Source organism: Nonomuraea sp. NPDC048882 (genome assembly GCF_040649755.1).
In the GTDB taxonomy this organism is placed as follows: Bacteria; Actinomycetota; Actinomycetes; order Streptosporangiales; family Streptosporangiaceae; genus Nonomuraea; species Nonomuraea maheshkhaliensis.
This window is the reverse complement of sequence record NZ_JBEZGB010000036.1, coordinates 16,443-41,540: the sequence shown is the minus strand read 5'-3', so window position 1 is coordinate 41,540 and position 25,098 is coordinate 16,443. Positions and strand designations below refer to the sequence as shown.

The following is a 25,098-nucleotide window of genomic DNA, read 5'->3' as shown; positions in this document are numbered from 1 at the left end:
GTACTGCACCCGGGCCCCCGGGGTAGGGCCAACGGCATGACCTGGCTGGTGGGCACTTCCGGATGGCAGTACAAGGACTGGCGCGGACCCCTGTATCCGCCGGGCGTGCCGCAGCGGCTCTGGCTGGAGACGTACGCGGCGGAGTTCCCCACCGTCGAGAGCAACAACGCCTTCTACCGGCTGCCGAGCCCCGAGTCGTTCGCCTCCTGGCGCGACCGTACGCCGCCCGGCTTCGTGATGGCGGTCAAGGCGAGCAGGTTCCTCACCCACATCAAGCGGCTGGCCGACCCCGAGGAGCCGGTCGCGCGCCTGATGGGCGCCGCCTCGGAGCTGAAGGACAAGCTCGGCCCGATCCTGCTGCAGCTCCCGCCGACGCTGAAGGCCGACCCTGATCGCCTCGACCGGTGCCTGGCCTGCTTCCCCGGCCACGTCAGGGTGGCCGTCGAGCCGCGCCACCCGTCGTGGTGGAGCGAGGAGGTGCGCGCCATCCTGACCGCCCGCTCGGCCGCGCTGTGCTGGGCCGACCGCCGCAGCCGCCCCACCGGCCCGCTCTGGCGCACGACCGGCTGGGGCTACGTACGCCTGCACGAGGGCCGCGCGGGCTTCGAGTACGGCGAGCGCGCCCTGCGGACCTGGGCGGGCCGGATCCGCGAGGCCGGCTGGCCGGACGCCTACGTCTACTTCAACAACGATCCAGGAGGGGCCGCCGTGCGTAACGCGAGACGATTTGCCACACTCCTCTAGTGCTGCACACGCGTCTCTACCGGAACGGCGTCCTCGAGAGGGAAGGCTTCCCCATCGAGGAGGTCTCCGACCATGTGTCCGATCCGGGGAACACGGTCTGGTTCGATCTGTGCGCCCCCTCGCCGTCCGACCTGGCGCTGATCAGCGAGGAACTGGGACTGCACGAGCTGGCCGTCGAGGACGTCTTCTCCGACCACCAGCGGCCGAAGGTGGACGTCTACGACAACCACCTGTTCATCACCGTCTACGGGCTGCACCTCGAAGAGGGCAGGCTGCACCCCGTGGAGGTCGACATCTTCGTCACCGGCAACGCCCTGGTCACCGTCAGGGAGAACGAGCACTTCCCCATCGACGAGGTGGTCAGGCGCTGGGACGCGAGTGCCCGCATGGCCCGCCACGGCGTCACGTTCCTGCTGCACGGCCTGCTCGACTACGTGGTGGACGGCCAGTTCGAGCTGGTGCAGGACCTCGACGCGCAGGCGGAGGCGCTGGAGGACGACCTGTTCGAGGGGCAGGTGCACGACGCCAAGGAGCTGCAACGCTCCCTGTTCGTCCTGCGCAAGAACACCACCAGGCTGCGCAAGATCGTCCTGCCGATGCGGGAGGTGATCGGCACCCTGATGCGCCGCGGCCAGGACATCGTCGCCGATCCCGAGATGACGCCCTACTACCAGGACGTCCTCGACCACGTCCTGCGCGCGACCGAGTGGGTGGAGGCGGTCCGCGACATGCTCGCGAACGCCGCCGACACCCGCCTGGCCCAGCAGGGCTTCCGGCTCAACGAGATCATGAAGCGGCTCACGGGCTGGGCCGCGATCATCGCGGTGCCCACCATGATCACCGGCTTCTACGGGCAGAACATCCCCTATCCCGGCTCGGGGACGTCCTGGGGCTTCTGGGTGTCCACGGTCCTGGTGGCGGTGACGTCGGTGGGGCTCTACGCGGTGTTCAAGAAGAAGGACTGGTTGTAGGGCGGGCGGCAGGGCTCGCCCCGCGTGCCGGGCGTGAGCCGCAGTGCCAGGCGCACCTCGCCCTCGGCGGGGAAGAGGGGCAGGCAGCGCCCGCCGGAGATCACGGTCCTGCGCCCGATCGAGGTCGTGAGCAGCGACAGCGACTCGTACGCGACCGGCTCGGCCAGCACCAGCTTCCACAGGCCCCCGGGGACGCGGACGCGTTCGCCCTCTACCGCGTAGTAGTCGAGCACGCCCTCGTTGCGCGAGAGCACTTCCCGCATGGTGAACCGGCGGCCCTCCACGGTGAACACCTCCGCGGAGGGCGCCCGGTAGATCGAATGCACGTACCCGATCGAGAAGCGGCCCCCGACGACGGGCAGGCCGTTCACGGTCAGGTGGCCGGCGCCGCCGCCGGCGCCGAGCGCGGCGACGGCGGCCAGCGCCACGAGCAGCCGGGTCAGGCCTTCTCCTTGTAGTAACGCGCCGCGCCGGGGTGCAGCTCGACCGGGGTCACCTGCTGGCCCAGCGCCGGGTCCAGCTTCTTGGCCTCCGGGTGCACGGCCGACAGCTCCGCCTTCTTCTCGAAGAGCGTCTTGGTGATGTCGTACGCGAGCTGCTCGTCCATCGAGTCGGGCACCAGCAGCACGTTCGCGATGCCGACGGTCTTGACCGCGCCGGTCAGCTTGTAGAGCGTCAGGTCCACGTCCAGCGGCACGTACTGCTGGCCGTAGGTGGCCTGCATCTTCTGCAGCACGTCGGTGGTGTCGAGGATCTTGATGTCCGGCTTGCTCGCGGCCAGGTCGGTGATGCCCGCCGTGGGCAGGCCGCCGACCCAGAAGAAGGCGTCGATGGTGCCGTCCTTGGCGGCCTGCACCGACTCGTTGATCGACAGCTGCTGCTTGGTGATGTCGGCGTCGGGATCGAGCCCGGCCGCCTCCAGCACACGCCGCGCGATGACCTGGGTGCCGGAGTTGGCCGGCCCGAGCGAGACGCGCTTGCCCTTCAGGTCGGCGACCCTGTTCGCGGCGACGCCGGAGGCGACCACCAGGTGGGTGTAGTTGTCGTAGATGCGGGCCAGGGCCTTGATCGGCTGCTTGCCGGTGAAGGTGTCCTTGCCGTTGACGGCGTCGGCGGCGGTGTCGGCCTGGGAGAAGCCGAGCTGGGCCTTGCCGGAGACCAGGAGCTTGATGTTCTCGACCGAGGCCGAGGTGACCGACGCGGTGGCCTGGGTGCCGGGGATGTTCGCCGACAGCTGCTTGGCCAGGCCGCCGCCGTACACGTAGTAGACGCCGGTCGTGCCGCCGGTGGCGATGAAGATCCGGTTGCCCGAGCCCCCTCGCACGCCACCGCCTCCGCAACCCGCCGCCGCCAACAGGAGTGCGGTGGCGACTATCGTGAGTATTCGCTTCACGCTGGGTCCCTTCTCCTTCTTCTGACGAGATGCACGACGGCGGCCACCCCCAGGACGGCCAGACCGGCGACGATCGGAACAGGTTCGAGAAAGAGCAGGAGCACGGCGGCCACCGCCGCCAGCAGGCGTTCCGGCCAGGCGGCCATCCCGCCCGTGGCCACGGCCAGGGCGGCGACCGCGACCGCGGAGACTGCGGTCATCAGCAGCACGGTCCCGATCGGCCCCTGCCCGAGCAGCGCCTGCCCGTTCGGCGTCAGCACGAAGGCGAACGGCACCAGGAAGGCCGGCAGCGTGTAACGCCAGGTCATCATCATGGTCTTGTACGTGTTGCCGCCGGTGATCGCCGCCGCCGCGACGGCCGACAGGGCGGTCGGCGGGCTCACCTCCGACAGCACCGCGTAGTAGAAGATGAACATGTACGCCTCCGGCCGCTCCACGCCGAGTTCGAAGAGCGCCGGCGCGATGATGACCGCCGTGATGATGAAGCTGGCCGTCACCGGCACGGCCAGGCCGAGCAGCAGCACCGCCAGCGCCGCCATGACCGTGGTGAGCACCAGGTTGCCCGCGCCGATGCCGATGATGATGTCGGCGAGGTCCTGGCCGAGGCCCGTCAGCGTGATCGCGCCGACGATGATGCCGGCCGCGGCGCAGACCGCGGTGACGGGCAGCACCTCCAGCGTGCCCTTGGCCAGCGCCTGGCCGACCCGCTTGGGGCCCATCCGGTGCTTCGGGTCGAGGAACGACAGCAGGAACGCGACCGCCGTGGCGATCACCACCGACTGGAACGCCGAGCGGTCCAGCGCCATCAGCACGACGATGAGGATGAGCGAGCTGAAGTGGTAGCCGAAGCGCAGCAGCAGCCGCCCGATCCTGGGCGCGTCCACGTCCACGGTGTGGGTGCCGAAACGGCGCGAGTCGATCTCGATGGCCAGGAAGATGCCCAGGTAGTACAGGATCGTGGGGATCGTCGCGTACAGCAGGACCTGGAGATAGCCCGTACCGAGATATTCGGCGATGATGAACGCCGCCGCGCCCAGCGTGGGCGGCGACAGGATGGCGCCGATGCCCCCGGCCGCGAGGATCCCGCCGGCCGCCTCCTTCGGATAGCCGGCCCGCCGCAGCACGGGCCAGGCCACGCTGCCCAGGCTGACCGTGGTGGCCACGCCCGAGCCCGAGACGGTGCCGAGCAGGAATCCGGCCGTGGTGACCGTGCGGCCGGGGGCGGCCCGTGATCTGCGGAAGGCGGCGAAGCTCAGGTCGATGAAGAACGCGCTCGCGCCCGAGTGGTCGAGCACCGCGCCGTAGATCGTGAACAGGATGATGTAGCTGGCGGCGACCTGCATCGGCACCCCGAAGAAGCCCTCGGTGCCGGTGTAGAGCTGCGAGACGATCCAGTCGATCGGCAGCGCCGCGACGTAGTAGGTGTAGAGCAGGAACAGCACGCAGATGACGGAGAAGATGGCGCCGACGGTCCTGCGTACCGCCTCCAGCAGCAGCACCGTCAGCACGACGCCCGCCAGGATGTCCAGGTCGGTCATCGCCGCGCCCGAGCCGCGGTCGCGGAAGCCGTCCATGTCGGCCAGCGGATAGACGAGCACCGCCAGCGACGCCGCCGCCAGCAACCAGTCGGCCACGGTCGGCCACTCCGCCCCGCCCTCGCGAGGGGCGGGCGCGGGACGCCGCAGCAGCCGCCGCACGCGCGTGGCCAGCCCCGAGCGGTAGCAGAGGAAGACCAGCGGCAGCGCCACCGCCAGGAACGTCATCCGGTGCTCGATCGCCTCCACCGGGCGGAACACCACCAGCAGCGAATAGACCGACAGCAGGCCGCCCACGACCCAGACGCCGAGCCGGAGCGGCCCGCCCAGCTGCCGGGCCGGACGCTCCTGCTCGTGTGCCGAGAGCAACTCGGCCTCACGGTCGCTCAGCTCGGTCAAGTCTTCCTCCCCGACACGGCGTTGCAGGGACTGTACGAGCCGGTTACACGCTTCGGGAACCCTCCGTTATTAGATTGATCTCCATTGATCAGCCGAACGGCCGCGATCTTGCGGCGAGCTGCTCGACCGGTACCTCGCCGGCCTGGCTGCCGTCGCGCATCCGCACCGCCGCGCCCCCGCTCGCCGCCTCACGCGGCCCCACCACGAGCTGGTACGGCACCAGCCGGTGCGCCCTGATCCTGGCACCCAGGCTGCCCCGGTCGGCCGGCGCCAGCTCCGCCCGCAGCCCCGAGGCCACGCAGCGGCGCAGCACCTCACCCGCGGCCGGCAGCTCGGCGTCCGACAGCGGCAGCACCACGGCCTGCACGGGCGCCATCCAGGCGGGAAACGCGCCGCCGTGCACCTCGACCAGATGCGCGACCAGCCGCTCGATGCCGCCGACGACGCTGCGGTGCACCATGACGGGCCGCCCGCCGCCCGCGTAGCGCAGGTCGAAGCGCTCCGGCTGGAAGTAGTCGACCTGGACGGTGGACAGGGTGGACTCGCGGCCGGCCGGATCCTCGATCTGGATGTCGATCTTCGGGCCGTAGAAGGCGCCCTCGCCGCGCTCCTCGTCGTACGCGCGCCCGCGTTCTGCCAGCACGTCGCGCAGGAGCGACTCCGAGCGCGACCACATGGCGGGGTCGTCCACGAACTTGGCGCCCTCACCGCGCAGCGAGAGCCGGTAGCGGGCGGCTCTGATGCCGAGCCGCTCGTGCGCGGCCTCGATCAGGTCCAGCGCCGCCGACACCTCCTGCGCGGCCTGCTCGGGAGCGCAGAAGACGTGGCCGTCGTTGAGCTGGATGGCCCGCACCCTGCTGAGCCCGCCGAGCACCCCGGACAGCTCGGAGCGGTACATGCCGCCCAGCTCGGCGATCCGCAGCGGCAGGTCACGATGGCTGCGCGGGCGCGAGCGGCAGATCAGCGCGTGGTGCGGGCACAGGCTCGGCCGCAGCACGAACTCCTCCCCGCCCACCTTCATCGGCGGCCACATGTCCTCGGCGTAGTGGGCCCAGTGGCCCGATCGCTCGTAGAGCTCGCGTTTGCCCAGGACCGGCGAGTTGACGTGCTGGTAGCCGTTGCGGCGTTCCAGCTCGTGGACGTAGTCCTCGATCGCCTTGCGCACCGCCGCGCCGGCGGGCAGCCAGTAGGGCAGGCCGGAGCCGATCAGCGGGTCGGTGTCGAAGATGCCCAGCTCGCGGCCGAGTCTGCGATGGTCGTTCATGATCATCCTTTCCAGGGAAAGGGCGAACGACCAGGCTCCCGGGCGTCCGCCCGGGAAGCATGCGATCAGCGCGCCGGGACGGTGTCCGGCGTCGTCGTGACGAGAGCGCGCTGCATGCGTACGACCATAGCACCCGGCCTCGCGGGGCGTCCCTGGCCGGGATTCGGCAAAGCCACGGGCTGATTTCGGCAAATGATATAAAGAGCTGCATGAGCCGGAGCGGCGATGGCCACAGCGGCATGGGCCGCGCCGGTGTGGATCCTAGCGGCGTGGGCGGCGGCGTGATCACCGTGGACGCGCGGCAGGTGCAGGCGTTCGCCGAGGTCGGCTTCCAGGTCGCGGGCGGCGGTGGCGCCCACGGGGCGATGGCGGCGCTGCGCCGCGTGGTCCCGCTCGACGCCTACGAGTTCGTCGCCTACGACCCCGCCACCGGGCGCCACCACAGCGTCGTCTCCGACGGCCATCCGCGCATCGACCACGACGCGGCCGAGGAATACGCCGGCCTTGACGCGTACCGCAGGGCCATGGCCACCCGCGCGCCGGTCGGCATGCCCGAGCCCGGCACCGAGCGTTACTTCCGCCGCCACCTGGCCCCCTACGGCTGGCGGGCCGGGCTGACCGCGCCGCTCTTCCTCGACGAGGGCCGCTACACGGGGCTGCTGCACCTGGCGACCAGAGACGCCTTCCCCCGGCGCACCGGAGCCCTGGTGAGCGCGGTCAGCCCGATGCTGGCGCACCTCACCGACCTCAACCGGTGCGTGATCGACCCGGTGGGGCTGCCGCCCGACTTCCGCGCGGTGGCGTTCGACCGGCTCGGCACGCGGCGCGAGGTGCCCGGGCGCGAGATCTCGGCCGCGCTGCGCGACGACCCGGCGATGGCCGCCCGCGCGCGGGAGTTCATCGACTCGCGCGAGCTCAGCAGGCACGGGCTCTGGCTCGGCGCCGGCGGCCGCTGGCACGAGGTGCGGCTGCTGCGGGCGGGCGTCGGCTACCAGGGCACGCTGCAGGGCGCGGTGGCGGCCGAGCGGCCGTGCGTGCTGCCGTACGAGCTGACCGGCCGCGAGCTCGACGTGCTCACCCGGGTGGCGGCCGGCGACTCCAACCCGCAGATCGCGGCCGCGCTCGTGCTCAGCGTCCGCACGGTCACCACCCACCTGGAGCACATCTTCGCCAAGCTGGGCTGCGACAGCCGCACCCGCCTGACCACCAAAGCGCTGGCCGAAGGGCTGTGCCGGCTCGACGTGTGAAACTTCTTTCCTGGGCCTGTCCTTCCGCCCGGACGCCGTTCGTCGTCATAGGGAAGCGGCGGACGGCGCCGTACGAACGACGACACAGGAGAGCCGGATATGAAGTACATGCTGCTCATCAACAGCCCCACCACGGACGAGCCCAACTGCGACGCGGCGTCGTTCGAGGAGTGGGTGACCTACGACAAGACCGTCAAGGAGTCGGGCGTCTTCGTCACGGGCCACTCGCTGGCCGACCTCACCACCGCCACCGTCGTCCGGGTGAACGGGGCGGGGGAGCGGGCCATCACCGACGGGCCGTTCGCCGAGACGCGGGAGGTGCTCGGCGGCTACTTCGTGATCGACGTGCCCGACCTCGACGTGGCGCTCGACTGGGCGGCCCGCTGCCCGGGGGCGCGCGGGGGCGGCTCGGTCGTGGTCCGCCCGATCGCCGACTTCGACTGACGCGATCCGGCCGAGGGCGTGAGGTGATGACGGCTGTGGGCGATGACGAGGGCTCGATGGGGCCTGTGGAGGCGGTGGGGAGCTCCGTCGAGGCGGTCTTTCGTGAGGAGCGCGGGCGGTTGCTCGCCGCCCTGGTCCGCCGCTTCGGCGACCTGGACCTGGCCGAGGAGGTCGCCTCTGAGGCGATCGAGGCGGCGCTGGTGCACTGGCCGGCCGGCGGGGTCCCGTCGAAGCCCGGCGCGTGGCTGCTGACCACCGCCCGGCGCAAGGCCGTCGACCGGCTGCGGCGGGACCGCGCGTACGCCGCCCGCCTGGCCGTCCTCCAGGTGGAGGCCGACCGCGCCGCCCCCGCCCCACCCGCGGACACCGCCGCCGACACCGGAGGAGAGCTGCCCGACGAGCGGCTGCAGCTCTTCTTCACCTGCGCCCACCCCGCCCTGCCCGCCGAGGACCGCATCGCGCTGACCCTGCGCTGCCTGGCCGGCCTCACCACCCCCGAGGTCGCGCGCGCCCTCCTGCTCCCGCCCGCCACCACGGCCAAGCGGATCGTCAGGGCCAAGAAGAAGATCCGCGAGGCGCGCATCCCGTTCCGCGTGCCGGGCGCGGACGAGCTGCCCGACCGGCTGCCCGGCGTGCTCCAGGTGATCTACTCGATCTACACCGAGGGGTACGCGGCCAGCTCGGGCCCCGGCCTGCTCCGGGTGGACGTGGCCGAGGAGGCCATCAGGCTGGCCCGGATCCTGCGCCGGCTGCTGCCCGGCGAGCGTGAGGTGGCCGGGCTGCTCGGGCTGATGCTGCTGACCCACGCCCGCCGCGCCGCCAGGATCGGCCCCGGCGGCGAGCTGGTCCTGCTCGGAGACCAGGACCGCGCGCTGTGGGACCGTCCGATGATCGAGGAGGGCCAGGCGCTGGTGGTCACCGCACTCACCGGCGGCTCGCCAGGGCCGTACGGGGTGCAGGCCGCCATCGCCGCCCTGCACGACGAGGCCCCCGACTGGCCGGCCACCGACTGGCCGCAGATCGTGGCGCTGTACGACGTGCTGCTCGCGCTCGCGCCGTCCCCTGTGGTGGCGCTCAACCGGGCGGTGGCGGTGGCCATGCGCGACGGTCCTGAAGCGGGGCTCGCGCTGCTCGACGAGCTGGCCGGGGAGCCGCGGCTGCGCGGCTACCATCCGTACGCGCTGGCCCGGGCCGACCTGCTGCGGCGGCTGGGCCGCCGCCGCGAGGCCGCCGCGGCCTACCGGGAGGCACTCGCCGCGGCCGGCACCGAGCCGGAGCGAGCCCACCTGCGCCACAGACTGCGGTCCTGCGAGTGAGCGCCCGCCCGGCCGGTCAGCAGCGTGCGACGCCCGGGTACGGGTCGGTCGACGTCCACACGTTGACCGCGGCCACGTAGCCCCAGCGGCCGGTCTGGTCGCCGTAGGTGTGGTACCAGATGCTGTTGCCGCCGCCGTGCGGCTGGCCGGAGACGTAGCACTTGAAGTAGCTGAACGTCGTTTCCAGGCGGTCGACCACGGTCTCCGGGTTGCCGTTGGGCTTGGTGTAGCCGGGCGTGGCGTAGATCGGCGCGTTGGCCGCGTTGCCGCAGTAGAGGTTCCCGCCGCTCGCGTAACACGCGGCGGCGGTCGCCGTGCTCGCCGTCATGCTCGCCGCCGTGCTCGCTGCCGTGGTGCTGGTCGCGGCCTGCGCCGGCCACGCGCAGGACGCCGCCGTCGCCGCCCCGCAGACGATCGCCGCGAGCGCCGCTCCGCTGAACTTGCCCATTGTTGTCTCCCACCGTAGGACCGCCTGACGGGAGGCAACGCTACGACGCGCCCATCGGGCCAGGAACCCCGCGAACCGGTGGTGAAGCGGCCATGAAGCCCGTCTGAAACCCCGGCGCCCGGAGGCTGTGTCAGGGTGAGTTCCGGTCGCCCACCCGTCCTCGTGAATCCGGGAACCCATGAAGAGAATCCTGCCGGCCCTCGCCCTCGTCCTGACAGCACTGGTAGCGCCCACGCAGGCGGCGTCCGCTCAGCCGGCGGCTCCTCCCGCGATCATCTTCGACACCGACATGGACTTCGACGACGCCGCCACGCTGGCCTACCTCTCCCAGGAGCACAGGGCCGGGCGCATCGACCTGCGCGCCATCACCGTGACCGACGCCGGCGCCGGCTTACCGGGCCGGGCGATCCGGCACGCGCGGTGCCTGGCCGAGCGATTCGGCCTGCGTGGCGTGGCCGTCGCCGGCTCCCCGGCCACCGGGCCCAACTCCTTCCCCGCCGACCTCAGGCAGCTGTTCGACCGGGTGCTCACCGCGGCCACCCCCGGCTGCGCCGGCGACGAGACGCCGTCCCGGACGCGTGCCCCCGAGCTGATCAGGCGGCTGGTACGGGCCGAGCCCACGACGCAGATCATCGCCACCGGCCCGCTCACGAACGTGGCCGCCGCGCTCCCGTACAGTGCCGTCCGGCTGACCACGATGGGCGGGGCCGTCGCGGTCGGCGGGAACCTGTGCTGCGGCACTCCGCCCGAGTTCGACGGGAGCCAGGAGTTCAACTACTGGCTCGACCCGGCCTCCGCGCGGGCCGCGCTCACCGGGAGCCGTGGGAGCGTGCGCATGGTGTCGCTCGACGCCGCCAACCAGGTGCCGATCACCGCCGCCTTCCTGGACCGGCTCGCCGCCGACCACGGCGCCGCGGCCGCGGAGACCGTACTGGAGATCGTCACCCATCCCGAGGTGCGGCCTCTGATCGACGCCGGCCTGCTTTACTGGTGGGACCCGCTGACCGCGATGAGCGCCGTCCATCCTGGGCACGTCACGTTCACCGCCGGGCGCGTCGACGTGGTGACCGACGGCCCCTCGGCCGGGCGCACCGTACTGTCACCTTCCGGCCGCCTGCTCCGGTACGGCACGGCGGCCGGCACCGCCGCCTTCGAGCAGCGCTTCCTCGACACCCTCAACGGCCGCACCTGACGCCCGGCTTCGACGGCTACACGGCTACACGGCCACGCCGGCGGGCACCCGGGCGCGCAGCAGTTCGAACCAGACGGTCGTGGAGCCGGCCTCGCGGGTGAAGCCCCAGCGGTGGCTGAGCGCCTCGATCAGCGGCAGGCCGCGGCCGCTGGTGGACTGCGTGCTCGTACGGCACACGCACGGAGGCCCGTCGGAGCCCGCGTCCGAGACGGACACCCGTACCCCCAGCTCCGAGTTCTCCACCGTCACCGTGAACGAGCCTCCCGCGCCTGATCTGGTGTGCAGGATCGCGTTCGTGGCCAGCTCGCTGGTGAGCAGCACCACGTCGTCGTAGAGCGGGTGATCGCGGCCCAGCACCGCCGTGACGAGCTCCCTGGCCCTGGACACCTGGGAGGGCATTCCGCGCAGCCGGACCACGTGATCACCTGGGTCTGGCCGGTCGTCCCCATCTGCGTGGTGCGGAATCGGCGCTGCCACGGTGACCTCCCCCAAAACCGGCGACGTTATGAGACGCGCCAGGGGTGGGGTGGAGATTATCGCGAAAAGGTAGGAATGGGCTTTCCCAAGGTCGGTTTCCCGTAGCCGGGACGGGTGAGGACGCTCTTCCGCCGACCGGGGAGGTCGCTTCCACGACAGGGGAGGTCGCTTTCGCGGGTGGGGACGCCGACCGAGTACGCTGCGATCGACGAGTCGTCTAGGCCCGTGGGGGAACAGGAGGTCGCGTGAGCAGCCTGGAGGCCGTCTGGGTGCAGCCGTACGAGCTGCCGGGAGCGGCGGTCGTGACCGGCGTCTTCGACATCCTGCACGTGGGCCATGTGCGCTACCTCGGCGCGGTGGCGGCGCGCGGGCTGCCGCTGGTCGTGGGCGTCGAGGACGATCCGAGGGTGCGTGCCTGGAAGGGGCCGACCCGCCCGTTCAACCCGTCGGCGGAGCGGGCCGAGGTCCTCGCCGCGCTCCGGTTCGTGACGGGGGTCTTCGTGGTCAAAGGGCCCTCGGAGGCACACGGGCCCGACGACTACATCGACCTGCTCGCCCCGATGCGCCCGGCCGCGCTCGCCCACACGGCGGGCGACCCGCACGCCGGCGCCCGCGCGGCTGCGGCCGCGATCCTGGGGGCGGAGTGCTGGGAGCTGGAGGCCATCCCCGACCGCTCGACCACCCGCATCGTCAACGCGGCCGGCAAGGGCTGACCCGCGTTCTCACTGCCACCTCACTGCCACCTCACTGCCACCTCACTGCCGCCACGAACGCGACACCGACGAGCCCACCACGGCTTTACGCGTCCCCACCACGTACGGCCTGTGCACGGCCCCACGTGGCCCACCACGCACGGCCTGTGCACGGCCCCACCACGCGCGGGACGCATGGGCGCTCACCGCACAGGCACTCGGGACGTGTGACGGATGACGTACCACGGGGAGAGAGGCCGTGGGGCGGGTCGTTGGGCAGCTGATTGGTCATGATCGCGTAATCTGTCGTGACATGACGGCCGACCTCGTAGCCAAACGGGTGACGAACCTGCTGGCGCCCCAGGTGCTGGTGATCGTCATGCCGCCGCTGGTCGGACTGCTCGCCCAGGGGTGGACGGGCGCCGCCTGGGGCCTGGTGGCGTCGGCGTTCTGCGGTGGCGTCCCGGCGGCGGTGATCGCGCTGGGCGTGCGCTCGGGGCGCCTTGACTCCCACCACATCGTCGACCGCGCCCGCCGTACAGGACCGCTGCTCGCGGCCGTGGCGGCCGTGCTGGTGGCGCTGGCCCTGCTCGTCCTGATGGGCGCGCCCACCCTGCTGGTGGCGACTGTGACCGCGATGCTGGTGGCGCTGGCGGTGACCGTTCCCATCACCTTGCGGTGGAAGATCTCCTTCCACGCCGCCGTGTCCGCCGGCACGGTGGTGGTGTTCGCGCACGTCCTGCCCGTGTGGCCGGCCGTGCTCGCGGGGGCCGCCGTCGTGGCGCTGGTGTGCTGGGCCAGGGTACGGCTCACGCACCACACCTGGCCCCAGGTGGCCGCCGGCACCGCCGTGGGAACACTCACCACGTGGGCCACTCTGAGTGCGTTCGGCCTGAGCTGATTACTCTCGTCGCGACCGTGGAATAGCGAGGCCGCCGCCGGGGTTGCCGCGAACATGGATGTCACGAACCGCGGCCGGGTGCGCGTGGAGCGCACCGCCAAGCGTGTGCGTACCTACCTCGGCGGCCGGGTGGTGGCCGACACCACCTCCGCCCTTCTCGTGTGGGAGGTGCCGTACTATCCCGCCTACTACTTCCCGCTCGCGGACGTGGACGAGTCCGCGCTGAAGCCCACGGGGGCCACCCAGCACTCGCCGAGCAGGGGCGACGCGGTGCTCTACACGGTCACGTCCGGCTCCGCTGAGGCCGTGGACGCGGCGCTGGCCTATCCCGACTCGCCGCTGGAGCAGATCCGCGGCTACGTCCGCTTCGACTGGGACGCCATGGACGCCTGGTTCGAGGAGGACGAGGAGGTGTTCTTCCACCCGCGCGACCCGTACACGAGGATCGACATTCTGAGCAGCTCGCGCCACGTGCGGGTCGAGGTGGACGGCGTCACCGTCGCCGACTCCCACAGCCCGCGCATCCTCTTCGAGACGGGCCTGCCCGCCCGCTACTACCTGCCGAAGACGGACGTACGGCTCGACCTGCTGGAGCACACCGACACCGTCACCCACTGCCCGTACAAGGGCAGCGCCGAATACTGGACGGTCAACGGCCAGAAGGACCTCGCCTGGTCCTACCGCACGCCGCTGCCGGAGAGCGAGAAGGTGGCGGGGCTGGTCGCGTTCTACAACGAGAAGCTCGACATCTACGTCGACGGCGAGCTCGAGGAGCGCCCGAAGACGAAGTTCTCCTGACCGGAGCGCTGCCGGCTGCGGGCCATCACGGGGGAAGGCCCGCAGCGCGGCATCGCACCGCTCAGATCGCGGCGACGCTGTTCGCGAGATGGACGGTGGGCAGATCGGCTGGGCTTCGCCAGTCGAACGCGCTGACCTCTTCGGCCTGCAACGTGATGGGCGTGTCCTTCACCCAGAACGCGAACCGGAAGTCCGCGTGCCAGTGGGCGGTCTCCTCCTCCAGTTCGCGCAGCGCGGCGCCGTACAGGCTGTGGTCGTCGGGTTCTACGTGGCCACCCGGCAGGAGCCAGCGGTCCAGCGCACGATGGTGGATCATCAGCACGCGGCCGGTGTCGTCGATCGCGGCAGCGCTCGCCGTCACATGGAGCGGGAACGTACTGCGCGAGGCGAGATCCCGCCCCGGGACGAGCGCGTGGGTCAGCCGGGCGACGCCGGGTGCATGGTCGGGGTGGGCGTCGAGATAGCGGGCCAGGACACCGCGGATCTCGTCGAGGGTGACGGTCATGACATCCCATGGAAGTAAGTCAGCCAGGTCGCCGCAATCGACTGCCGGACTTCCGGAGGAACCTCCCACATACCCGGGTCATGCCGGCGGCCGGCCGGCAGGCCCAGGGCGGCGCCATTCGATGAACGTCCACCGGCGGCCGGTGGCGGACCCTTGGGAGACGGCACGGCTGGGTTTTTCCGGGCAGGATAACGCCCCGTCACCTGAGGAGGTGACGGGGCGTCGAGGCCGTTCACAGGGTGCTTAGGAAGCGGTCCAGTGGGGGTCGCGGCCGAGGTAGCGCAGGAGCTCCGCCACGTCGTCGTCGCTCTCCTGCGGCGTGAGCGCGGCCGCGTAGGCGCCCCACGCGCGCAGCGGCTCGACGATCTCCTTGGCCACCGTCATCAGCGGCCGGGCCAGCTCCGGCGTGAGCGGCGAAGGGCGGCCGGTCGCCATGGCGATGTCCCAGGCGTGCACGCCGGCGTCGAGGGCGCAGGCCGCCGAGCCGGACCAGGGGGACATCTTGTGCGGCGGCACCGGCGTCGGCACCTCCGCCGCCTCGCGGTCCACTCCGGCCCACGCCCGTGCCGAGCGGCCCAGGGCGTCCTCCAGGGCGGCCGCCGGGTCGCCGTCGAGCTCGCCCGAGGGCTCGAACGGGTTGAAGGTCGGGCCGGGCTCGCCGGTCAGGGCGGAGGCGAAGCCGATCTGGTCGCCGACGGCGTGCTGGAAGACCTGGGCGAGGTTCCAGTCCGCGCAGGGCGTCGCGCGGGTCCAGTCGTCCGGTCCCACGCCGCTCACGGCCTCGCGCAGCGCGTCGTGCGCGGCGTCGAGAGCGGTCCAGCCGGTGACGATCTTGCTGCTCATGGCGAGCCCCTTCCGTTCGTGTGTCTTCACTCTATCAGAACGGAATGCTTTGTTCCACTGTTTGGCACTGCCGGGATGACGCCGGTGCGCGCGTGGAGTGGGGCAAACGTCCGCTGAGTCGGGCATGCGGGTGCATGCCCGACTCAGCATGGGGGCAAATAGTGTGACTTATGCGTCTTTTTCGGTTTTTTAGAAGGATCAGGTGAGCAGGCGGGTGAGCACCCGGGTGCCGAACTCCAGGCCCTCCACCGGCACCCGCTCATCCTTGCCGTGGAACATCCCGAAATAGTCGAGATCGGGCCGGAGCATGAGCGGCGCGAAGCCGTACCCCTTGATGCCGATCCTGGCGAACGACTTGGCGTCCGTGCCGCCCGCCATCACGTACGGCACCGGCCGGGCCAGCGGGTCCTCGGCCACGAGCGCGCCCGCCAGCTCGTCGAAGAACGCCGACGGATACGGCGCGTCCGGCGCGTCCTCCAGATTGACGAACTCCCTGGTGACCTTCGGGCCGAGCAGCGAGTCGATCGTCTCCAGGAACTCCTGCTGCAGTCCCGGCAGATAGCGCCCGTCCACGTGGGCCCCGGCCGTCGAGGGCACCACGTTCACCTTGTAGCCGGCGTCCAGCATCGTCGGGTTGGCCGAGTTTCGGATCTGGCTCTTGAACAGGTTGCCGAGCTGCCCCAGCCGGGCCGCCTCGGCGTCCAGGCGTTCGAGGTCGATCGGCTGCCCGGTGATCTCCGACAGGCTCTCGACCAGCGCCGCGACCGACGGCGTCAGGCGTACGGGCCACTGGTGGGCGGCCACCCGCGACAGGGCGTGCACCAGCGTCGCGACCGGGTTGTCCACGGGCGGCCTTGAGCCGTGGCCGGCCACGCCGTGCGCGGTCAGCCGCATCCAGGCGGTGCCGCGTTCGCCCACCGCGATCGGGTACACCCGGTGCTCGCCGGATGCCACGCTGAAGCCGCCGGACTCGCTGATCGCCTCGGTCACGCCGTCGAACAGCTCGCGGTGCTCGGTGACCGCGTGCCGGGAGCCGTAGTCGCCGGTCGCCTCCTCGTCGGCCAGGAACGCCAGCACCAGGTCCCGCCGGGGCCGCACGCCGCGCGCCGCCAGGTCCAGCACCGTGGCCAGGGTCATCGCGCACGAGCCCTTCATGTCGACCGCGCCCCGGCCGTACACGCAGCCGTCCGTGATCTCGCCCGAGAACGGGTGCATCCGCCACTCGGACGGGTCGGCGGGCACCACGTCGAGGTGGCCGTGCACGAGCAGCGCGTCGGGCGAGTCGCCGGCGATCCTGGCCACGACCGTGGTCCGCTTCGGCGCCGACTCGAACACCACCGGCTCAAGCCCGGCGTCGGCCAGCAGCGTGGCCACGTACTCGGCGGCCGGGCGTTCGCCAGAACCGGGGTTGGTGGTGTCGAACCTGATCAGATCCGAGCAGATCTCGGCGACGCTCTTCACGCTCTTCCCTTCAGTGTCAACGGCGGCACCCCGGGCGTCTCCATGGCGAAGATCAGCCCGTAGAAGGCCAGCTCGGCCTCCAGCACCGCGACGATGGTCTCCTCCCTGCGCCAGCCGTGCTGCTCGCCGGGGAAGGTCAGCAGGGCCCACTCCTTGCCGTGCCGGTCGAGCTCGGCGGTGAACCGCTCGGCCTGGCCGACGTCCACGATCGCGTCCTCCAGGCCGTGCAGCATGAGGCACGGGCCGGACGCCTTGAAGGCGTTCAGCAGCGGGGAGCGTTCTGTGTAGCGGTCGTGGGTCTCCGGCAGCGGGCCCACCAGGCCGTCGAGGTAGCGGGACTCGAAGTCGTGCGTCTCGGCCGCCCAGCTCTCCGGGTCGGTGATCGCGTAGTGCGCGACGCCGCCGGCGAACACGTCACTGTGAACGAGCGCCGCGACGGTGGTCCAGCCGCCCGCGCTGCCGCCCCTGATGGCGAGCTTGGCGGCGTCGGCCCGGCCCATCTCGACCAGGCCGCGCGCCACCTTGGCGCAGTCGTGCACGTCCACCACGCCCCACTGGTGGCGCAGCCGCTCCCGGTACGCGCGGCCGTAGCCGGTCGAGCCGCCGTAGTTGACCACGGCCACGCCGATGCCCCTGCTGGTGAAGTAGGCGATCTCCAGGTCGAGCATGATCGGCATGTTCCCCGTCGGGCCGCCGTGCACGAAGATCACGTACGGGCTCGGCCCCGGCTCCCCGGCCGGGGGATACAGGTGCGCGTGCACGCCCTCGACGGTCACGGCCTCCGGCGTGGGCAGCAGGTCGCGGTCGGGGAGCGGCTTGGGCGCCGACACCACCTCGTGCGCGCCGTCGTCCAGGCCGACGAGCGTCACTTCCAGCGGCGTGTACGGCGTCGCCCCCACCGCCACCGCCCGGCCCCCCGCCACGGACACCGTCGAGGCCCAGTGGGTGGCCGCCCCGCCCAGCTCGCGCAGCTCGCCGCTGACGGGGTCGAGCACGCCCAGGCGGCGGCGGTCGGCGGTGCCGTGCACGACGACGAGGCGGCCGTCGTCGGCGACGGCGAAGCAGGCCAGGCCCGGCTTCCAGGCGGCGGCGCCGAACTCCAGCTCCATCGGGGTGAGGTTGCGGGCGGGGGAGCCGTCCAGGGGGACGAGGTGGACGTTCCACCAGCCGGTGGGGTCGGTGACCGCGTAAAGGGCCTCGGCGTCGCGCCACTCGGCCTGCGTCACCGACTCAGTCGGGCCGCCCGCCAGCACTCGGTACGGGCCGGCGGTGCCGTCCTCGTTCAGCTCGGCCACGCACAGTTCGGTGCCGTCCCAGGGCATGTTGGGGTGGTTCCAACCGATCCAGGAGACATGACGGCCGTCGGGCGAAATACGCGGATTCATCAGGAAATGTTGGGCTTTGGTGATGGCTCTGACCGGGCCCCCGTCCAGCGGCACCGCCACCAGGTCGCGCACGTCGTCGATCTCCCTGACCGCCCAGACCTCGCCCCGGCCGGGCGGGAGGTAGAGGTCGCCGTACCGGGACGGGCCCGCCTCGGTGAGCGGCACGGGGGCGTCACCGTCCAGGCGGTAGAGGCGCTGGTCGGCCCAGTTCGTGAACACCAGGCCGCCGCCGGGCAGGGGGCGCCACGAGCGGCCGCCGTACTCGATGAGGCGGTTGCGCGCGTTCCACCCCTCGGGCAGCGCGTCCACGCGGGAGCCGTCCGGCAGGCGGCGCACCACGCAGCGCCGGCCGCCCTCGTGCGGGCGCGGCTCGTCCCACCAGACCTCGACGCCGGAGGGCGTGTCCACCGCCTCCACCCACTGGGGGCCTCCGTCGGTACGGGCCACGTCGATCGGTCGAATGCTCATCAACTCACCAATTGCCGTTGGTACAGGGAGGAAGGGGGAACTCGGGCGGATGCACGACGTACACGATGCCGCCGCTGCCCGAGCTCCTGAGCCACACGTGCTCGAACGCCGCCCGCGGATAGACCCGGCGCACCTCGGAGTCGCGGGGCGCGGCCGGGTCGTTCACGATCACGTCGCCGCCGGCGGTGAAACCGGTGACGACCATGATGTGGCCGCTGGTCGTGTAGCAGGAGCCGGGCAGCTCGTGGGCCTTGAACGACTGCGAGGTGATCACCGGGATCCCGGCCCGGACGAACTGCTCCAGCTCCGCCGCCGACCGCAGCCGCGTGACGAATCCGGACAGACCGTACCGGCCCGCGTAGGCCACGTTGAACGCCCAGTTGCCGGTGCCCTGGTAGCTCACGTCGTACGTGCCCGCCGCCGCATGATCCACACCCGGCGCAGGGTCGCCGTCGCCCACCCAGGCCAGCTCGCCGGGGCCGGGGCCGCGTCCCCAGAACTCCAGCACCATCGCCGTCGAGGCGGGAGCACACCAGTTGGCGCCGCCGCCGTCGAGGTGGGGGTGGTGACCGGCGTGCGCGTGCTGCGAACGCCGCGGCACCACCAACTCCACCGCCTCGCCCGCCGCTGCCCCAGGACCGGCCGTCCCTGGATCGGGGAGGCTCGTGCTTTGCGGGGCCGGGTCGGGAGCGGGTGGGTGTCGCGGGGGCGCGGAGGCCATCGCGGCCAGTCCGGTCAGGCGGGCGTCCGTGCCGTGCGTGGTCACCCGTAGCTGGTACGCCACCACCGGCCGCCTGGCCACGAACGTGTCCACGGCCACGTCCCCGTCCTCGTCACCCTGGCCGGGCACCGAGGTACGCGGCTCACCGTGCTCGGACCAGCGGCCCATCACGTACCACTTGGTGAGCCCGCCGGACGCGGTCCTGGCACGCAGTTCGACCTCGATCCAGGAACCGGACGAAGTGCGCGCGGTCCACGACGGCACGATCTGGGTGGCCGCGAAGCCGATCGCGCGCTCCTCACCGACCCACACGGCCGCGGGGGTCTCTGGCAGGGCGAACCGGGTGAAGGCGACGCGGGCCAGGTCGACGGTGAGCACCAGGCACATTGTGCTTTTGCACTCCATGTCGCACATCGGATGTTTTACGTACCGGCCCGTCGTGCGGGGGGCCGATTGTGTCAGTGATCATCTCTATGGTGCGGGTCATGAGATCCGCAACGCAGACGTACCCGTACGCGAGCCCCGCCGTCCTTGGCGCGGGCCGCAGCCTTGTCCACGCGGCGTTACCCGGACCCCGGACCTTCGGCGACGCGGTGTTATCCGGCCGCCGGCCCCACCCCGAGCCGTCCGGTGGACCGCTTCCCCTGGCTGCCTACCGGCCGTCGGCGGTGGAGGCGACTCCATGACCGCCGAGCAGCCGGTCACCCGGAGGACGAGCACGGTGGGGATGGGCCGGTGGGCATTCGATCGGGAGGCGGGTGTCCGGGAGACGGTGGTTCGGGGCGCCGGGGAGCCGGCGTCTGCAGGAACAGGTGCGACTTCGCCGTCCACAGGGGCGACGGCGAGTTCGATCAGTGGGAGTTCGGCAGGGATGGCTTGGAGGGGTGAGAACTCGGCGGGGATGGGTTCGCGTCAAGAGGGCTCGGCGGGGACCGGGTCTAGGACTGCCGGGGTGAGCTGGGGCTGGGATGCGGTGGTGGCGGCCATCGACACCGGGGAGCTGGAGTCGGTGGCCGGGCGGGTGCTGCGGCTCGACGACCAGACCCGCCGTGAGGTGGCCGCGGCGCTGCCCGGTCACCTCGCCGTGGCCAGGAAACGCGCCGAGGCCAGGCGTCGGGCTCGCGAGATCGGGCGGCAGCAGGTCACGGAAGCCGCCTGGCGGGAGCACGTACGCGCCGCCGCCCGCGCCGGCCGTACCGTGTCCGCGCACGAACACTGGCAGCGCGACACCCCCTGGAACCCGCCGTGGACCCCGGCCGCGGACGAGAGCTGGGCGGCCCCGATGCTGGTCGCCGGAGCGGCCGCGATCGGCGGCGTGGCGGGCGTCGTCGCCTGGCTCAACCGGCGCGACCTCCAGGACCGCTGGGACGAGTACGGCGGCGACACCACCTCCACCGTGCTCGAACGCGTGCTGTCGGCCCGCCCCCTCGCATGGCAGGCCGACTTCGCCGTCCGCGCCGCGCTCAAGCTCCGCCCGGTCTCGCGCAGGAGTGCGGTCACCACGAGTCCTGTGTCGGGGCTGGTGCTGGCCATGCTGCGGCGCAGCGGCGTCACCCCGCCCGAGCACGATCCGCTCGCGGTGGCCTGGGCCGCACATCCGCCCAGCGCCGCGAGCCTGCGTACGGACCCGCTGCTCGACCACCTTCTGCCACGGCTGTTCGAGGCGGAGGGCGTCGGAGCGGCCCTGCGTCACGAACGCGGCTCCGGGCGGGCCACGGACGCGGGGCGCGGCTGGCTGACCGCGCTCACGGCGCTGGCACGCGAAGGCAGGATCGGCCGTGACGTGCTGCTCGACGGGTGCCTGCGGCGGTTCCTGCGCGGCGGGCATGCGGCTGACCTGCGCTTCTTCGTACGGCTGCACGATTCGCTCGCGCCGACGCGCGACGAGGTGAGCGAGCGTCACCGCGACTACCTGAGACTGTTGCCCGCCGCGCCAGGGGCCGTGGCGGAGACGGCGCTCAAGCAGGTGCGGCGGCTCGGGGAGACGGACCCGGCGGAGGTGACGGAGGCGCTGCGGGCCCTGCTGGCCAGGGGCGAACGGAAGTTGCTGACGGCGGGGCTGACCTGGCTCGACGAGTTCGCCGCCGCCGACCCGGACGCCGACCTCGGCTCGCTGGCGCCGGCGCTGGGGAAGGCGTTCGGGTGCGAGTCCGGTGACGTGCAGGGCCGGGCGGTGCGGGTGGCGGTCAAGCATGCCAGGCGGTTCACGGGTGAGGGGGCGCAGGCGCTGAGGGAGGCGGTCGTTGTACTGCCGCAGGAGCTCGGGGAGACGCTGGCGGAGCTGTTCGGCGAGGAGACGGGTTCTGACGCGCGGGACGACGGCGGGTTCGTTCCGGTACGGCTGCCCGAGCCGGTGCGGGTTCCCGATCTTCCGCCCCCCGTGATGTCGGCCGTGGACCTGGATGCTCGTCCGGTGGTGGCGAGATGGGAGCCTGCGGAGGCATGGCTGGCCGGGGTGGTGCGGCTGCACGGGCAGGACCGGGACGGGCTGGTGGCTCGCCTGTCGGAGGTCCCGCACGCGGCCGACCCGCCGCCGGGGCCGTGGACGGAGGTCGCGCAGTGGGCCGAGGAGATCACCCGCGTGATCGTGCACGGCTCCCCTGGTGGGGTGCCGGCCGGGAAGCCGGGTGATGGGCCGGCCGGAGCCGGGGGTTCGGAGCGAGGAGTGAGAACGGGCGGACGTGAGTGGGAACGCTCCCGGCTGCCGGAGATCGGTGAGGTCGCGGGGCCGCACCTCCTCCTGCTGCGGCGCCTCGCCGAGGTGTACGACGGGATCCAGGCGGGGACGCTGCCCCCGTACCTGCTGGCCGAGCCCACCGAGGGCACCGGGCACGTGGACGCCGGGCGGCTGGTCGAGCGGGTGGCCGGTTACGAGCGCGACGGGGTCGAACCCATGCCCGCCGACCTGGCTCAGGCGTTGTTACGGGTTCCGCGTTCGGTCGCACCAGACGTGGTGGCGCGCGCCGGGCGGCTCACCTCGGCGGCAGGTCAGGCGTTGGCCCTCCGGCTGCACGGTGAACAGCCGGAGGGCCGCGCCGAGATCACCTGGGTGCGCCTGCTCGTGGAGGCGGCGGGTTCGGGTGCGGTGGTGGGAGATGGCGATGACCGTGGGATGCGTCTGCCCGTGGAGAGGCCCGGATCTGGGACGGCGGTTGCGTATCGCGACGACCACGAACCGGTCCAAGCCGGCGTGCATGCGCTCGTGCCACGGCTCCATGGGGAGGAGCTGACCGGGGTGGCGATGGCCGACGAGTTGCTGACCGGGGCCCTCGCTCGCGGGAGGCGGGGGCACGGCGGTTGCATGCACTGGTGGCCGTATCTGATGCCGTCTCATCGGGAGGTCGTGGCCGCGCATCTCGTGCCGTATCTGCTCGAACGGTGGCGTCCGGACCGCGTCGAGCCTCGACTGGCCCAGGCGCTGGCGTCGGCCGGCGGGGCCCCGGGGGAGGCGGTGGCGCTGGTGCAGGCGTACTTCATGGCCGACCGGAGCTGGTCTGCCGATGCCCGGGAGCGGGCGCGGCCGGTGGTGGAGATGGCGGCCCGGGGCGAGCTCGACGGCGAGGAGGTGGGGCGGCAGTTGGCGCTGCTGGTCCGCAGGGCGGGGCTGAGGCCGGGGCCGGTGTTCGAGACGCTGGAGGGTGCGGCCGGGCTCGGGGCTCATCGGGAGGTGTGGCGGATCATGACGGGGTTTCTGTCCGTGTACCTGCCCGGGGCGGGGGAACGACCGCACACCCGGCACACGCAGGCGCTCACGTTCGCCCTGCGGGCGGCGCGGTGGGCGGGGGCGCGAGGAGCGGTGGGGTGCGTGGCGGAGATCGCGCGGCGCCGGGCATCGAACAACTTCGTCCGCGAGGCCCGCCGCCTGCACACCTACCTCACCTGACCGCCACCCCAGAGCCCGGCGCCCATCCGTTGGCGGGGATCGCTTTAGACTATTCTCTGTGAATCTCACCGAGGATCAATCGCAGGGGAATGCCTTACTCGCGGGCTCGTTGCAGGTGGGCTGATGGATCATGTCGCTGATGGCCGCCCCAAGCTTAAGTCGTTCAGCTCTTAAGCTTTCTTGAAAGAATCAATGTCAGCTGCTGAGAGCGAACTCGACGTGAGCCGAGGTCGGACGAGTTCCGGATGCCCGATGTATACTGCTCGATTACCTTATCGACTTCCTCGGCCGTCATGTTGACCATTACCGCAAGGGATGCCAAGAGGCCGTTGTTGCTTGGGTTCAAGGGGTCGTCGCAACGCTGCTGCTCAGGAGGGAGTTTAGATGATCGTTGAAGGCTCCAGCCGGGGTTTTCCAGCCGAGACTCTTGCGGGGGCGGGCGTTGAGGGTGGCGGCGACGGCGTCAAGGTCGCTTCGAGCGTGCCTGCTCAAGTCGGTTCCCTTGGGGAAGTATTGGCGAAGTAGGCCGTTGGTGTTCTCGTTGGTGCCGCGTTGCCAGGGGCTGTGCGGGTCTGCGCGGTCAGTACCTGGTCCTGCCGCGCTCGCGCCGAGGGGCCGCGCCGCTGCCGGGCCGCCCAGGCGTAGTAGCCCTGGCGCGACACACCCAGCACCCGGGCCAACAGGGAGACCTCGTGGTGGTCCTTCTCCGCATGGATCAGCCGGAACTTCATCTCGGCAGATCCGTCTCCCGCGCGAAGAAAGCGGCCTTAGATTCAGAGAGTCAAGGCAACGCATTGGGCGGGGGTCTGGTAGCCGAGGCATTTGCGGGGGCGGTTGTTCAGCCGGGCGGCGAGGGCGTCGAGGTCAGCTTGGCTGTATAGGCTCAGGTCGGTGCCTTTCGGTAGGTATTGCCGGATGAGTTTGTTGGTGTTCTCGTTGGTGCCTCGCTGCCATGGGCTGCGCGGTGCGGCGAAGAAGACGTCGATGCCGGTCGCTTCGGTGAGCAGCTGGTGGCCGGCGAGTTCCATCCTGCGGTCCCAGGTCAGAGTGCTGCGTAAGCGTGCATCCATCCGTGTGAACGCCTGCTGCAGGGCGGGGATGACCGTCGTGGTGTGACGGCTGGGTAGCGCGACCATGGTCAGGTAGCGGGACTTGCGGTCGACTAGCGTCGCGATCTGGCTGTTCTTGGCGCCGATGATGAGGTCGCCTTCGAGGTGGCCGAGCTCGGTTCGGGCGTTGGCGGCGTCAGGCCGTTCCTCGATCGGCCGTGCCCCGGTGATCTGGGAACGCCATTGGCCCTTGACCGTGTTCTTCTTGTTCTTGCGGATGGGACGGCGCGTGCGCAGCTTGGTGCACAGCTCACGCGGGATCAGCTTCCACCGGGTCGTGTAGATCGCTCGGTAGATGCTTTCGTGGCTGATCCGCATGAGCGGGTTGCCGGCGGGCGTCAGCCGCAGATGTCCCACGATTTGCTCCGGGGACCACTCGTTGTCGAGGAGTTCGATCACCAGCCGGCGCAGCACCGGGTTGTTCTGCAGGGCGGACGGTTTTGGGCGGCGTGCCTGCTCTTGGGCGCGTTGCTCGGCGGCGACCGCACGGTACTTCGCTCGGCCGCCGTTGCGGGCGACCTCCCGGCTCACCGTGGACGCTGAGCGGCCGATCGACACGGCGATCGACCGTAGTGAGGCTCCTGCCTCCAGGCCGCGGGAGATCGATTCCCGCTCCTCGGCGCTCAATCGGTCGGCCCGGCGCACCCGCGCGGCCGGCGCGATGCCGCCATGGTGCTTCAGCACCGTGAAAACCGACCCCGGAGGCTTGCCCAGCGCTCGGGAGATCAGGCTGATGGACTCACCGGCGCGCCACCGCCGCCACAAGTCCTCTTTCATCACGTCTGACATTCCCGGCCGACCCATCCGAGCCACGATCCACCCATCCACTTGCAGTGTTGCGTTGATCGTTTGAATCTAAGGACGCGCTGGCCTGCGCCGGCGTCATCCCCTGGGGGAAGGCC

The 25,098-nt window shown here is 71.5% G+C and carries 22 protein-coding genes and 1 pseudogene; 10 read left to right on the top strand and 13 right to left on the bottom strand.

Annotation, left to right across the window (positions count from 1 at the left end):
* Positions 1 to 36 precede the first annotated feature (36 nt).
* Positions 37 to 744 (top strand): DUF72 domain-containing protein, encoded by a 708-nt coding sequence (locus tag AB0C27_RS54885; RefSeq protein ID WP_357863012.1) that lies wholly within the window; start codon positions 37 to 39, stop codon positions 742 to 744.
* Positions 744 to 1,715: a magnesium transporter CorA family protein gene (locus tag AB0C27_RS54880; protein WP_357863010.1), complete on the top strand. Its 972-nt coding sequence runs from the start codon at positions 744 to 746 to the stop codon at positions 1,713 to 1,715. The genes AB0C27_RS54885 and AB0C27_RS54880 overlap by 1 nt, the downstream gene beginning before the upstream one ends.
* Here AB0C27_RS54880 and AB0C27_RS54875 read toward each other — a convergent pair.
* The 4 genes from AB0C27_RS54875 to thrS all read right to left on the bottom strand — a co-directional run bounded on the left by AB0C27_RS54875 (position 1,682) and on the right by thrS (position 6,498).
* Positions 1,682 to 2,143 (bottom strand): DUF1850 domain-containing protein, encoded by a 462-nt coding sequence (locus AB0C27_RS54875; protein ID WP_357863008.1) that lies wholly within the window; start codon positions 2,141 to 2,143, stop codon positions 1,682 to 1,684. The two genes, AB0C27_RS54880 and AB0C27_RS54875, sit on opposite strands and share 34 nt — an antisense overlap.
* Before the next feature lie 11 nt (positions 2,144 to 2,154).
* Entirely contained in the window at positions 2,155 to 3,108 is a 954-nt protein-coding gene (locus AB0C27_RS54870) for a TAXI family TRAP transporter solute-binding subunit (protein WP_357863007.1), read from the bottom strand.
* On the bottom strand, positions 3,105 to 5,042 hold the full coding sequence (locus tag AB0C27_RS54865) for a TRAP transporter fused permease subunit (RefSeq protein WP_357863005.1): 1,938 nt from the start codon (positions 5,040 to 5,042) through the stop codon (positions 3,105 to 3,107). The genes AB0C27_RS54870 and AB0C27_RS54865 overlap by 4 nt, the downstream gene beginning before the upstream one ends.
* Before the next feature lie 88 nt (positions 5,043 to 5,130).
* Positions 5,131 to 6,498 carry a threonine--tRNA ligase gene (thrS, locus tag AB0C27_RS54860; protein ID WP_357863003.1) on the bottom strand — a complete coding sequence of 456 codons (1,368 nt, stop codon included), beginning with the start codon at positions 6,496 to 6,498 and terminating at the stop codon, positions 5,131 to 5,133.
* Positions 6,499 to 6,515: 17 nt separating this feature from the next.
* Here thrS and AB0C27_RS54855 point away from each other — a divergent pair, with 17 nt between their 5' ends.
* The 3 genes from AB0C27_RS54855 to AB0C27_RS54845 all read left to right on the top strand — a co-directional run bounded on the left by AB0C27_RS54855 (position 6,516) and on the right by AB0C27_RS54845 (position 9,313).
* Positions 6,516 to 7,553, top strand: coding sequence for a LuxR C-terminal-related transcriptional regulator (locus AB0C27_RS54855; protein WP_357863001.1), 1,038 nt, complete (start codon positions 6,516 to 6,518; stop codon positions 7,551 to 7,553).
* 99 nt (positions 7,554 to 7,652) lie between these two features.
* On the top strand, positions 7,653 to 7,997 hold the full coding sequence (locus AB0C27_RS54850) for a YciI family protein (RefSeq protein ID WP_357862999.1): 345 nt from the start codon (positions 7,653 to 7,655) through the stop codon (positions 7,995 to 7,997).
* A gap of 35 nt (positions 7,998 to 8,032) precedes the next feature.
* Positions 8,033 to 9,313 carry a DUF6596 domain-containing protein gene (locus tag AB0C27_RS54845; RefSeq protein ID WP_357862998.1) on the top strand — a complete coding sequence of 427 codons (1,281 nt, stop codon included), beginning with the start codon at positions 8,033 to 8,035 and terminating at the stop codon, positions 9,311 to 9,313.
* 16 nt (positions 9,314 to 9,329) lie between these two features.
* Here AB0C27_RS54845 and AB0C27_RS54840 read toward each other — a convergent pair whose 3' ends face one another.
* Positions 9,330 to 9,761 (bottom strand): hypothetical protein, encoded by a 432-nt coding sequence (locus tag AB0C27_RS54840; protein WP_357862996.1) that lies wholly within the window; start codon positions 9,759 to 9,761, stop codon positions 9,330 to 9,332.
* 178 nt (positions 9,762 to 9,939) lie between these two features.
* On the opposite strand from AB0C27_RS54840, the gene AB0C27_RS54835 reads away from it, so the two are divergent.
* Complete coding sequence (locus AB0C27_RS54835; RefSeq protein WP_357862994.1) at positions 9,940 to 10,953, top strand: nucleoside hydrolase; 1,014 nt, start codon at positions 9,940 to 9,942, stop codon at positions 10,951 to 10,953.
* A 24-nt stretch (positions 10,954 to 10,977) separates the two neighbouring features.
* Here the strand turns inward: AB0C27_RS54835 and AB0C27_RS54830 are convergent, their stop codons facing one another.
* Positions 10,978 to 11,370: an ATP-binding protein gene (locus AB0C27_RS54830; RefSeq protein ID WP_357862992.1), complete on the bottom strand. Its 393-nt coding sequence runs from the start codon at positions 11,368 to 11,370 to the stop codon at positions 10,978 to 10,980.
* Positions 11,371 to 11,675: 305 nt separating this feature from the next.
* Here AB0C27_RS54830 and AB0C27_RS54825 point away from each other — a divergent pair, with 305 nt between their 5' ends.
* The 3 genes from AB0C27_RS54825 to AB0C27_RS54815 all read left to right on the top strand — a co-directional run bounded on the left by AB0C27_RS54825 (position 11,676) and on the right by AB0C27_RS54815 (position 13,821).
* Positions 11,676 to 12,143 carry an adenylyltransferase/cytidyltransferase family protein gene (locus tag AB0C27_RS54825; RefSeq protein WP_357862990.1) on the top strand — a complete coding sequence of 156 codons (468 nt, stop codon included), beginning with the start codon at positions 11,676 to 11,678 and terminating at the stop codon, positions 12,141 to 12,143.
* Positions 12,144 to 12,435: 292 nt separating this feature from the next.
* Complete coding sequence (locus AB0C27_RS54820) at positions 12,436 to 13,023, top strand: hypothetical protein (RefSeq protein ID WP_346110285.1); 588 nt, start codon at positions 12,436 to 12,438, stop codon at positions 13,021 to 13,023.
* Between the two features lie 54 nt (positions 13,024 to 13,077).
* Complete coding sequence (locus AB0C27_RS54815) at positions 13,078 to 13,821, top strand: DUF427 domain-containing protein (protein ID WP_357862988.1); 744 nt, start codon at positions 13,078 to 13,080, stop codon at positions 13,819 to 13,821.
* A gap of 61 nt (positions 13,822 to 13,882) precedes the next feature.
* Here the strand turns inward: AB0C27_RS54815 and AB0C27_RS54810 are convergent, their stop codons facing one another.
* From AB0C27_RS54810 to AB0C27_RS54790, 5 genes are all read right to left on the bottom strand, one after another.
* Positions 13,883 to 14,326 (bottom strand): NUDIX domain-containing protein, encoded by a 444-nt coding sequence (locus AB0C27_RS54810; protein WP_357862986.1) that lies wholly within the window; start codon positions 14,324 to 14,326, stop codon positions 13,883 to 13,885.
* A 243-nt stretch (positions 14,327 to 14,569) separates the two neighbouring features.
* The gene (locus AB0C27_RS54805) at positions 14,570 to 15,169 is read right to left on the bottom strand and encodes a TIGR03086 family metal-binding protein (protein WP_357862984.1); all 600 of its coding nucleotides are present in this window, start codon (positions 15,167 to 15,169) and stop codon (positions 14,570 to 14,572) included.
* A 198-nt stretch (positions 15,170 to 15,367) separates the two neighbouring features.
* Positions 15,368 to 16,630 (bottom strand): M20/M25/M40 family metallo-hydrolase, encoded by a 1,263-nt coding sequence (locus tag AB0C27_RS54800; protein ID WP_357862982.1) that lies wholly within the window; start codon positions 16,628 to 16,630, stop codon positions 15,368 to 15,370.
* Complete coding sequence (locus tag AB0C27_RS54795) at positions 16,627 to 18,483, bottom strand: prolyl oligopeptidase family serine peptidase (RefSeq protein ID WP_357862980.1); 1,857 nt, start codon at positions 18,481 to 18,483, stop codon at positions 16,627 to 16,629. The genes AB0C27_RS54800 and AB0C27_RS54795 overlap by 4 nt, the downstream gene beginning before the upstream one ends.
* A gap of 4 nt (positions 18,484 to 18,487) precedes the next feature.
* On the bottom strand, positions 18,488 to 19,591 hold the full coding sequence (locus AB0C27_RS54790; RefSeq protein ID WP_357863049.1) for a C39 family peptidase: 1,104 nt from the start codon (positions 19,589 to 19,591) through the stop codon (positions 18,488 to 18,490).
* A 565-nt stretch (positions 19,592 to 20,156) separates the two neighbouring features.
* Between AB0C27_RS54790 and AB0C27_RS54785 the strand changes: the two genes are divergently transcribed.
* The gene (locus tag AB0C27_RS54785; RefSeq protein ID WP_357862979.1) at positions 20,157 to 23,087 is read left to right on the top strand and encodes a DUF6493 family protein; all 2,931 of its coding nucleotides are present in this window, start codon (positions 20,157 to 20,159) and stop codon (positions 23,085 to 23,087) included.
* Positions 23,088 to 23,429: 342 nt separating this feature from the next.
* Here AB0C27_RS54785 and AB0C27_RS54780 read toward each other — a convergent pair.
* Positions 23,430 to 23,660: pseudogene (locus AB0C27_RS54780) on the bottom strand (IS30 family transposase); the annotation flags it as partial.
* Between the two features lie 200 nt (positions 23,661 to 23,860).
* Entirely contained in the window at positions 23,861 to 24,973 is a 1,113-nt protein-coding gene (locus AB0C27_RS54775) for an IS30 family transposase (RefSeq protein WP_357863047.1), read from the bottom strand.
* Between the last annotated feature and the right edge of the window lie 125 nt (positions 24,974 to 25,098).